Below are 544 nucleotides of genomic sequence, written 5' to 3'. Positions count from 1 at the left end.
ATTTCGGTGGACGACAGCAGCCGGGCCAGGTCGATGATCACCACGAAGCCGGTCTCGCGCCGGATCACGCTGGCGATGTAGTCCGAGTTCCAGCCGACGCCGATGTCGGGCGCCGCGTCGGTCTGGTTCGCCGCGAAGGAGGCGACCTCGAACACCCGATCGGCCATCAGCCCGAGGGTCAGCAGCCGGTCGGCGAGGGGCACGTCGACCACCAGGACCCGGGTGTTGGCGGTCGTCTCCGTCTTCGTCAGCCCGAGCCGGAGGCGCAGGTCGATCACCGGCACGCCCTGGCCGCGGACGTTGCGCAGTCCCAGGAGGTAGGCGGGGCCGTTCGGGATGCGGAAGACCTCTTCGTGATCGAGGATCTCCCGCACCACCGAGACCGGAACCGCGAAGACTTCCGAGCCGAGCGCGAAGGTCACGAACTGGGTTTCGGTCTCATGGCCCGCCATCACGCGCTCTCCTTGAACTCGGCGTCCTCGGCGTCGGGGCCGCCCATCGCCATGTCGAGGGCGAAGCCGCGGACCCGGTCCTGCTGGGCGCT

The 544-nt window shown here is 69.3% G+C and carries 1 protein-coding gene; it reads right to left on the bottom strand.

Annotated elements, in window-relative coordinates; all coding sequences use genetic code 11:
- Positions 1-452, bottom strand: a 452-nt coding sequence (locus ACT53U_RS19615; RefSeq protein ID WP_476157628.1) for a chemotaxis protein CheW, incomplete at its 3' end; no start/stop codon positions are given.
- Positions 453-544 lie beyond the last annotated feature (92 nt).

The organism is Pinisolibacter sp. DMC19 (assembly GCF_056313985.1).
Note: the sequence above shows the minus strand (reverse complement) of the source record. Positions and strands in the feature narration are given on the sequence as shown.